This window comes from Legionella maceachernii (genome assembly GCF_900167045.1).
GTDB lineage: Bacteria > Pseudomonadota > Gammaproteobacteria > Legionellales > Legionellaceae > Tatlockia > Tatlockia maceachernii.
The window spans coordinates 59,875-71,453 of the sequence record NZ_FUXJ01000016.1; the positions used below are offsets into that span (position 1 = coordinate 59,875).

The window sequence follows — 11,579 nt, forward strand, 5'->3', positions numbered from 1 at the left end:
TAAAGTGTGCAAAATAAAGGCCGTCAGAGAGCCCTGTGATAAAAAGATTGGGTCTTTTACAGTACATAATGCCTCTTTTTTTAGCGAAGTTCCAGCCGCAGCTTAGCAAAAGAAAAACGACAAAAGTGCGGAAGAATATCAAAAAATAAAACACTAGCGCAAATTTATGTTAATAAAGCCTTAAGTTTAACCACTTATAATTGTAATTGAACTATATTTTTACAGTATTCCATATTTTTACATTCAATGCAGGGGGCTGTTTAATGAATCCCGAGCAATATACTAGGTTAATTTCCGATTACCTCGCAGGAAAAACAGAGGAAAACGATATCCCTCTATGGATTGTTAAATACAATCAAGCATTTAAAGCAGCAACAAAATACCTGGAAAAAAACACCAGGCATGATGTGTTTAATCTTGCTGCAATGGGTGCGGGGGATGAAGTAACGCGGAATAAACAGCAAGCAAATATTGCGTTATTACATCAGTTTCTCGATCAAACCATAACAAATACCGATCCACCTCATTTCTTAGAAAAAGCCGCTCCAGGTATTAAAGCTTACTTACTTGATCCTGCCCTCAAAGCAGCTGAGCAGCCTTTATATATTTATGATGCCCCCGACAATTTAAGCATCCGCGAAAAATACGCGCGAGGACTACTCACCGATAAACACTGGGTGACTGATCTCGATTTACAACGTATGTTGAAACTGACTGATCTCAGCGAAAAAGTCAAAGTAATGCCGCTGTCAGTGGATAGCATTGGGGCTACTTTGGCTTTAGCAAAACAAGATATTGAAGCTGCGAAAAAAGACAAGCTTGTCTACAATGAGAATACTGGAATTTACACTATTCCGCTCATTTTAAATCGACCCAGCAGTGAAAAAAGCGGTGCTGCCCATTGGGTTGCCGCGCAAGTCTACTATCATCCTGTAAGTGGTGAGATAAGTTATCAAATCGATGATAGTTTGGGCTTATCCAAAGAAATGGAACAAGAATATAAACGAATCATTGAAGAAGCCATTAGCTATGATGACGGTTTTCATCGCGCATTTAAGGGGCATCCTCTCGTCAATGAAGAGGGGCAGCATGTTCCTAAATGTTCAATAACAGGTCACGCCAGTCAAACCGATGGCTATTCTTGTGGGTACCGCGCTTTGCACAGCCTCCTGCAAAACCCAGACATACGCGGAGAAAATTTAGCTGCTGAGGGCTACGCAAGCATTGATGCTTCAGGCGCTGATTTTAGTAAGGCACTTGTCAAACAGTTTTATCAGGCGCAATTAAAGGATTTAGAGCTTCCTTATGACGTTTATAGTGTCTTCGCTCGCGATGAACAATTCAAACCACCTGTGGTGAGCAAGCCAACTATCGTAAGAATTGATGATGAAAAATTAAGTGAGTTCCTCAATGAGTTAAAACCTCAGGTGACTGCAGCCCCCACTACTATTGATGAAGCGGTATCAAAAGGGGTCGGTGCTTATGCTCCTGGCCAGGATCTACTAAGTTTCCCTATGGGCGCTAAAAGTGAAGGACTTGATGCCATTCAATATGAGCAATACTTTTCTGATATCACTGAGGCGGTTCACAAAACAGGGATACCTGTTCCTGTCCTGCTTTTAACGCATAGTGATAGTGAAGCTTTAAAAGGATTGAATAACTTTTTAGCGGCTTCTGAGACCATTCCTTTTAATGCGTTACAAATCAATATCGATCTTGAAAAGAAAGATGACGTCGATCTTTTCGTAAAGAATCTACAATTAGCATTAACCAATTTGTCTCGACATGACTTGGCCAAGCTACAAATTTCGGATGACCAAGAGGTCTTAACCAAAGAACATTATGAGCAGTTGCGCGACTTTATCGCGGCAGAGCAGATTGCTGTCACCATTGAATTACCTGAAGCAGTTAAAAAGACAGATCTGCAAAGGCAAATTGACAGTACAACCGCAATTAATCGTCGAAATAAGAACAGTGATTTTCTGAAAGCGGCGTTAAGCAAAGAAGCCGAAGTTGAGCAACAGCGACAAGCGCGTCCAATTCGTGCCCGTGGGAAGATGACTTATACAGTAAGTATTGATCTTGAACAGTCTCAAAACATCAGCGAAACGGTTGTTGTTTCTCCCACGTCAATCCAGCAGAAAGAAGTAAAGAAGTACGGCGGTTTTGCAGGATTAACTGTATCTGATCTTCGCGAGGCCATTGAATCGAAAGAAGACAATGCCTTTGCTAAATTCGAAAAGGTTGCTGGTGGATTTAAAAAAACGGATTTTGTTCAGTTTTGGAATACGCTGAGTAGCAATATGGCTGTAGGCAATTTGCAGTTGGGTCAAGGAAAGCCTGCTGGAAAAGCACTACCTGGTATGACCCACATGGGCCAAGTCGTTCACGTTAACCCACAGCTTGATGGATTTACGGACAGTGCATTAATCCATCTCGTTAAATATAAAGAATATTTTCAAGATGGCAATGGTATTAACGTTGATCAGTTACCAAGAGGATTCCTATTAATACCGGATCCTGAGAACGCCAAAGCCGTTTTACTTCATTATGACCCAACAAGCGATGCAACGAGCTCTCTTGCTCCTCAGTTTGTTGTTAAACCAGCCATAGAGGCTGTCGGCATTGATACTGCAGACAAATTATTATCCACTGCAGCAGCACCTGAGAGTTTAAAATCGCTATGGAAAACCTTACAAGGAAAAGAAAAGTACTCACGGGAAACAAGCGAGACTTTTCGCCAATACCTGCCGCAACTATTAACACTCGATGGACCTCAATTAGAAACAGTCATGAGGCTTTGTGGCGGTGTTGAAGGATTTAACTACACAACCCTTGCTTTTATTTTTGAAAACTTAGAACAAGCAAAACTTTCTTATGCCGACAATTATGATGAGGCGCACGAAAAATCCTTGGTTTCCACTGAATGGATGAAAGCCGCTTTTCCCGAGCTTGAAGACAGAAAAGCCTTTGTCACTTTAGCCAATGCAATCAAACCTCATGGGGTGGCAGAGCATCCACTTCTCACTTTACTCGAAGTCGGTGCAGCACCAGAATTACGAGAACAAATGGTTCAAGCAATAAAGGATTATCAGTTAACGGATAATGAGCTCAATGGGCTTTTAGCGATACATGATAAGTATGGGAATGGTGGTTTAGAAAAGCTTTTAAACAAATGGAAAGAGATCAACAAAATTGAACCCTTAACCAAACTTCCTGCTCTAGTAAAAAATACCTCTGCTTACGAAAAACTATTAGTAAGCGATGAGACCTTACAAGCGGTTCAAGCAATCAGCGCGTTTGATAAAAATAAAAAACAATGGTGGGATAAGCTTTATGGCGCCCATGTGCCACAAAATGATGATTTCTTATCCGTTTATAAAAGCTTCAATGCGTTTGCCAATGCAATGGATCAATACGGGCTACTTTTTTATGACCTATCTGGCAAAGACAGCAAATCGTTGTTTAAAGGGGCAGGGAATTTACCTGCAACCGTAGGTAGAATGCTTAGCATCTTAAACCTTTGTAATGCGGATGATAGAAAATTGCAATGGGAAGCAATCAGTGAAATTGATCTATCTTCCAAAGGTGCTTTAAGGGCAATGACTTATGCTAAGGCTAAGGATCCAGATCAGGCATGTGGCTTTGTTGTACCCGAAATGGCATTAAGCCCCGGAGGGGCACTTGCTGCTAAATTATATAACCATCAAATTCAATGGTGGCATGTTTCTAAAGCCGAGCCTAGGGATCAAGCTCAAATATTTTATCGCTTCCTTGCTTACCAAAACGATCGGTATTCCTTGTCTTTTTACAATGAAGCGAAGGCTAAAATCGATAAGTCATCCTTGTCTGATAAGGCGAAGAAACAACTCGCTGCCTTATTGCTTGCATCGACTACTGGGGATAATCATCGTTTCTATGCTGAAAATCCTAAAACAGCGATGGCGTATTGGGACTCTATTCTGCGTGAAATAGCGGACGTGAAAGCCCCCATTGAAAAGGTTAGGGAGCAAGTACAGGAAGAAGCAGTAAGAGCGCTTTACAATTTAGGCGATATCCCTTCATTACCAGTCCTCGAGCGCTTAGTTAAATTATCCATGGCACCGTTTCATGAGATCGGATCGGGGGATTTAGCCGGTGCTGGATTAATGAAAGCCTTTGGAGGAAAAAGCCGGTTAGAGAAAGAGGCTGATATACTTAAAGAATGCAATAATCGATTAAAACAATTACTTAAGACTTATAGTAATACCATTTACCTTGGCATGAAATTCTACGGCGATGCTGACTATAAAGCGCAGTATGATGCAGTAAAAAAAGATGAAAAAGAGAAGCCAAAAGAAGGTAGAGTCAACCTTTTTGAACATCATTTGGATGTGAGTGAAGCCATTGTTAAAAAGGACACTGAAGACCAGAAGACGATTGGAAATATTTTGCTTGAGCAAATTAGTACCTTCCACCTCGGAATCGGGGATATTGATGGGTTGGCGAAAGCAATTCAATTTGCCAGGGGAAAGAAGACCGATACCCGTGTTTATCCGCAAAACCATCCGCTAGCCGGTAGGGAAATTCCTGCCACTGAATCTCAAGAGATTGGAGTACTGAGAAACGGTTTTTTTCAGCCCAATAGCAATTACCTTGTTTCCCTGAAGGCCCGTAGAAGTGATGCATTGTTGCATCTTGTTTACTTATACCCAGAGGACCATCCCAAAAACGGCCAAGCGATCCCTGAGACGCTCGCAGCGGAAGCAAAACCAGTATTTCTCTATCCTGATGAATATCCAAACAAAGGGGAGATTATCCCGGAGAATGTGGATTCGTCGACGATACCCAATGCAGTTGAAGGTGCAATCCTTGTTTATCCTAATGGTGAAAGGGTTCCTGAGTTTGGCATTTATAAAGAGGGTGAGCCTCGTCCAGTATTAAAGCAAGTGTTTGTTTATCCTGAGGAACATGAACAGAAAGGGCAAATTATCCCGGAGGGAGAGCTTGTCAATGTAGAAAATCATGTTGAAGGCTGGATGTATGTTTATCCAGAGGGGCATGATCTTGCAGGACAAAAAGTTGCAGGGCTTGATATAGTAAAAGACCAAGCATCTGTAGCGCAATTTAAAACAGTAAAACTCTATCCCACTGCACATCCTCTCAAAGGACAAGTAATTCCTACAGAAGAAGAGCGCGTTGCTTTGCCCAATGCAGTTGCTGCGTGGGCTTATGTTTATCCTGAAGGCCATGAGCACGCAGGAAAACGAATCGAAGAACTAGGCGTTGCACAGGACAAAGAACAATTACCTCCAGCGCCTATTTTTGAAGTCTTAAGGGAGGTGTATTTCTACCCTAAAGGCCATGAGAAAGCAGGCCAACAAGTTCCTTTTGATGAGAAACAACCTGTTGGGGCGATTTTGAAGGTCGCCTATTGTTACCCTGATTCGCATCCTGACGCCGGCAAGATCATTGAGGGTAAGGTTTTTGAAGTTAAAAAGGCTAATGCACAATATATTTTCCCTGACGGTGAACGTAAAGGGCAAGTCGATTATTACATCGAAGGGATTGAACTCCGACAACCTGAAACTTACCCCGAAGGCCACCCTAAAGCAGGACAGCTCTGTGATTTCTTCATGGAAACTGGACGTGATGGCACATATAAGTACAGCCCTTTTGCTGAGCCCCTATTCGACTATGCGTTGCGATTTCTTAAAGACATAGAAAATCCGCAAAAACCTGAAGGAAAAGGATCACTTACGGCCGAAGATTTAACGCAATTCCTCTTTGCTGTGAGTGACAGAATTGAAGTGATGGTTCCAGAGCTCGAACGTCAACAAGTAATCACTCGGGAGCGAATGAATAAGGAACTTGAGCCTGTTTTGCAAGAGAATGAAAAGAAACGCCAAGAGATTGAAGAGGAATTGATTAAGCTAAGGGAACGCTTGGCTGAAGTGGCAGAGAAAGAACCGTTGGATCAGGATGAAATACAGAAAATTTCTCTCCAAATGATGGATCTTTCCCAGAAAACGCCTCTAGATCCTGTTGTCAATGAACCTCAGCTTATAAAAACCGTCTTTACAAAAGAAGGCAAAATCTTTAGAGACCAATTACTCGACTTTGTGGAAGAGCGCTTCGGAGCCCATTTTGCTAAAGATTTTTTTGCACGACAACGAGCTGGAGAACCTGCACCCGAGGTTCGTCTTGTTATTGATAGAGAGTTTATTGACGGCAATCTCAAGTCATTAGTGGAATCACTACGGCAATATTATGATGATCCGAATAATCCAGCGACCGATAAGCAAATTGATCTTGTTTTATTGTTGAAAGCAGTTTGTTCTGGTTTAAGCCATACTGAGCGGTTGCAGTTACTTCAGTTTTTAAATCAACCGAGGCTTAAAGAAGGAACGAAGCTTGATGAATTCATCAATCTTTTGAAAGCCATCAATCAAAACGGTTCAAGTAGTTTCATTTACTTCGTACAAACCGCGGAAAAATTTGAAAAACCCGTGACCCAATTAGCTGAAAAGGCCACTTATTTTCTCACCAAAGCGCTCCCGCAGATTCGGGAAACTGAGAAAAAATTCAATAAAGCAATCAGCGAAATTGATGTGGTTGACTTAGCTATTGACGTTGTATTAGCGGCTAATGTCGGTGAGTTAACACGTGAAATTGATATCAATCCGGTATTGACCAATGCCTATTCGCAATTAAAAGTGGCATTGGACGACAGCAAGCCTTCGGTCCAAGCCATCGACCTTGCTATTCGCAATTTAGGCATTTATGTCGAGGTCGATAAAATTGAGGGCATGCGTGAGCTCAAAGATCATCTGGAATGGTTACAACAACCTGAAACCGAGCCTTATGAAATTACCCCTGCCAGTGAAAAAATAGAACGAATCCCGAAAAAGAGTACGGGAGGCGCTCTGGCTAAAGGACTAGGAGGTCTTTTAGGATGGAAAGCAATGGAGGATTTGGGCTATGAAGAGAAGAAGGTCCATATACCCGCTGTTATGGGTGTAAGGCCGAAGGTAAAAACAGCCGACAGTGCATTGCTACAAAGAGTAGCTGGAGTTTTAGGGCAGCGTGAAGGGGAAGCGAAGTCTTATACTTATGCGTTTGGCGAAACGTTCTCGCTCATCGGTCGCTTAGTGGAAAAATATTCCGGTGCGAAATCTCAAATCTTGGATCATACCCGTCACTATTTGAGCTTTAATACCGCCGATGGCAGCCAAATTGAAGAAGCATTCTCAAACATTGGCAAGCTAAAACGGGAATTTGAAGCCTTAGAAGATCAAAATTTGGTTATCGCGCTTTGCGAGCATTTCGGCGAAGTGGGGAGCAAAGAGAGCCATTTTAACTACCAACATCTTCTAGCTATCTTTAAAGGTGCTGCGCCTTTTGAAAATTACCCTAATCTTTCTCCTGAAGCTAAAAAACAAATTTTAAGCGTTGTTGTTTCATTATTGAATAATGATAGACCTTGCGAATTGGAAGACATTAAGGATCTTATTGATCGCTGTCATAACAAAGAAACGGGCGAACTTTATCAAGCGATGCTTGGCACTGTGTTTCAGAATGCGCCGTTTCCTTCCTTTGACGCAATGAATGGATGGTTTACCCACGCCGTAGAACAGCCGCCTGAACCACCAAAGACTTTCCTCGACGCCATTAAAGAACAGTATGATGGCTGGAGCAAAGAACCTGTTCAAAGAGAAGGGATCAATGGGTTTAAGCTGGATGAAGCAGTCAAGCAATGTGGCATTAAAGACGTAAGGGCTATTAAACGATGTGGTATCGCCGATGATGCCGTAGCTAAGCAATTGTCCGCTGCAGTGGATGACAAGAATAAAATAGAAGGATTTAAATATAAACCTGAAGACCTTAAAGCGCTTAATGAGGCTGTGAATGGTGTGACTGGCGTTCGGCACCTGAGCACCAAAGATTTACTGGCTGAAATAAAAGCCATTCGCGAAAGCAGTGAAGAACAACAAAAGAACCGAAAGGATCCGACGCGATTAGTAGCCCTCATGGCTGAGCTCCTTTATCGCACGAAAGGTTTAGAAGCGGTAGGCGCAGGCAAAGATCGTGAATGGGGCCGCTCCTTCGAAATTAACACTACGCAATACCTTGCCATTCATTCCATGTTGAAAGCAGGTGGCCATGTCACCAGCCAAATCGGCACTGGGGAAGGTAAATCTCGTATCATGATGATTTCGTTGGCTTGCCAATATGCGTTAGGCAATACGGTTGATTTCGTCACTGCTGATGTCTCGTTAGCGACTCGAGATTATCTTGAATTCCAGGCCTTTTTTAAATCCTTAGGGGCAGAAACGCGCCTTATCACAGCCGATATGCCTGCCGATCAATATCAAATCGGTGGTATACACTTCTCTGATCCTACGAATTTAAGCTTATTCCGTAATCGAGCGCGTAGTGAAGGGAATTGGCACAAAGTCATTGATACCAAGCATCCTGAAAAACGCGCTTTAATGCTGGATGAGGCCGATAAAATTTTTTTCGATTGTGCAGACACGCGCAATAACTACTCCGCTCAAGCCAATCCAAATATCCGTGGTATGGATTGGATATATGACTTGATGGTTGAATTTTTCAGCCAAGAAGGAAATGAACACCTTTACGAAACCGATGCGGATAAATGTAACGATGCATTTATTCATTTTGCTCGTGGCAAACTGGATGCTGAAGGTAAAGAGGGACAAGCCAAGATGGCCCGCCTCGTGTTTAATAAAAACATGCCTATGCCAGTGGTTTCACGTAATCAACTGGAAGCATGGCAAAATGCAGCACTCACTGCCTTACATCTTGAGTATGGTAAGGACTTTACCATCATGGAAGATATTTCTTTACAAACCAAACAAGGCACTAAATTGGTAAGCCAGGCACAACTGCGTGCTGGTGGTCGAGCTAGCGCCGCTGCTAAATTTTCCTTCGGAGTGCATCAATGCTTGCATGCTCGATTGAATATGGTAAGGGAGAATAGGTTGCCAAAAGATCCCTTGGCGAACCGTGGTCTAGATCATTTGAAATATCCTTTCCATATTGATCCAGAAACACAGATTGTTTATTCATCGACGAGTAAATCCCTACTGGATGAGTACTCAGAAGGGGAATTATTAGCCGTTACCGGTACCGCTGGTTCAATATACGAACGGCAAGAAGCCATGACCGCGTATGGAACTAAAGAGGCACCCATGACGTTTATCGATATGCCTAGACACCGTGGTCAAAAACGTGTCGATAACCCTGTCTTGCTGGCAAATACTCAGCAAGACCACATGCACAAAATTCTCCAGGCTGTTTTAAGCGGCTTAGATAAAAATCAACCTATCCTTTTAGTTTGCGAGGATGACAATGAAAGTGCACGACTGCATGAGTTCTTGAGTAAGAATTTATCAGAGGACGAAAAAAAGAAATTATACCGAGTCAGTGCGGAGACTAAACTAGAAGTCGAGGCAGCCCATATCCAGAATACAGCCGGTCAGCCTGGGGCCATTACGGTGTCCACCGCGATGCTGGGTAGAGGTACGGATATCAAACTGCATGGCAATGCAAAAGATCATGGGTTGAAGGTCGTTGGAACTTACCTTCCAAGGCTGCGCGATTATTGGCAAATTGTAGGCCGTGCTGGCCGGTTTGGCGCGCAGGGTGACTCGCAACTGATTCTCGATAAAGAGCGTGTGGAAAAAGTCATCAAAGAATACCTGGGTACTGAAACCTTACCTCTGGAATTCTATACCGCCACGGAAGATTATCTCGATCAATTGCAACAACGAATGGATGCTTATGAGCAACGCGTACGACTTATTAAAGACGTGGTGAATGATTTTCGCTATCAATTAACGAAAGAATTCTTTGATGAGTTTAAAGCCTCATTGCCCGAAGACCATGATAAAGATGAGGTCCTTGGCCCATGGCAACAATTCGTTGATAAAAGCGACAAGCTTTGGAATGGCATTTTGCCAGACATTCAATCCGACCTGCGTAAGGATCCGGTTCCTATCGAGACGTTGCAAGAAAACCTTGCTGCCTACCAAAGAGCACTGCAATCCGAATGGACGACCATGCGGGCTGAATTCGAGGCAAAATTTGAGAGCGGTAAAATTAAAGCACCAGAAGGTAAGAAGCTGGTTGCCGATAAATTAAGCCCTGAGGTTGGCGCACTGGATATCAATGAAAAAGTGAGGTCTCTGATTAATCCCCAAGAAGAGCGAAGGGTTCTTCAAACTCCGATTGCAGACAAATATGACCCAGCTTACGTTGGACGAGCAGTGATCTATGAGAGCAAATTAGATGGTTTGAAAGCCTTTTTCAAGAATATTGCTGCTGCTTGGCGTGGTGATGGCCCATGGTTCCCTAATCTTAAGGCTTGGCTAAATGGCAACATGAGTACTTCTCAATTCTTCTTTGGTTCTTGGGGAAGTCCTTTGGTTGAAAAAGCGGCTGCCACCACCGTGACATCAGAGAATGTTGAAGAGGCAGCTCCTAACAAGGCTTCTGCAAACGGAAGTTACAGAACGTTCATCGGTGGGGGGCTTGTTCCTGAAATGCTAGATGTCCAAAAAGAAGGAATGGACATAGTTCACCAACAAGTTGAGGAAGGTGAGAAGAGAGTGGATGAGTCGCAAACAAAAACAGTAGCGATAGACTCACCAACAAAAACACCTGACTCTCCTGTTGTAGAGGGTAACACAGAGGATAAGTCTATTACCTCATCAATAAAGTAATCCCGCATGTCAGCATCAGCTGGCATACGGGTTTTTAACTAGGGTCTGTTGACAATTCACCTGCCGCCTACGTGCCGCGGCTTGTCCGCGGCATCAATAGATGGTCAAATTAAAAGCTGAACTACCTAATCATTGATTAATGAAAGCAAACTCATAATATAACGGCTCAGATACCAAGTATAAAATGAGTTTGCAATGCTAAGACTTATGCTCAATGACGAGCGTTGGTCAAAGCTGAGGGAGATCATGCTACAGCACAGGATTTATGACAAGCCCAATCTCCGTAGGATAGTGGAGGCAATGTTATATCGCATGCGGGTTGGGTGCCCTTGGCGTGACCTACCGATAGAATTTGGATGCTGGAATTCAATTTATCAACAATTTAATCGATGGGCATCTAAAAACAAGTTAATTCAAATCTTTAAAACGCTTGTGCAAGAGCCCGATTTAGAATGGGAGTTTATTGATGGCAGTATTGTCAAAGCTCATCAACATAGTGCCGGCGCGCCTAATAAGGAAGAACAAGACATTGGTAAGTCGGTCGCTGGAAATACAACTAAGATTCATATGGCCGTTGATGGCTCAGGGGGTACCTATTGATTTTGAAATAACAGGTGGCGAAGTGCATGATTGCAAAGTTGTACCAGAATTTATCGAAAAGTTACCTGCTGCAGAGCATACTATTGCAGATAAGGGTTATGATAGCGAAGAGGTTCGAGATACCATTCGAAAAAAATCATCCATTCCCGTGATTCCAAGAAAGAGCAATTCTAAAACTGGCAATGCAGGTATGGATTGGGCTCTTTATAAATACAGACATCTAGTTGAAAATTTATTTGCCAGAATAAAACA

1 protein-coding gene and 1 pseudogene are annotated in these 11,579 nt (G+C 42.8%); both read left to right on the forward strand.

Annotation, left to right across the window (positions count from 1 at the left end; genetic code table 11):
• The first annotated feature begins 263 nt into the window (after nt 1-263).
• Nucleotides 264-10,727 (forward strand): preprotein translocase subunit SecA, encoded by a 10,464-nt coding sequence (locus B5D33_RS13225; RefSeq protein ID WP_058453093.1) that lies wholly within the window; start codon nt 264-266, stop codon nt 10,725-10,727.
• 195 nt (nt 10,728-10,922) lie between these two features.
• Nucleotides 10,923-11,579 (forward strand): annotated as a pseudogene (locus tag B5D33_RS13230) (IS5 family transposase); the annotation flags it as partial.

Excerpts from the sequence above, each read along its gene's own strand:
- B5D33_RS13225 (WP_058453093.1), top strand. The coding sequence starts at position 264 with ATGAATCCCGAGCAATATACTAGGTTAATTTCCGATTACCTCGCAGGA.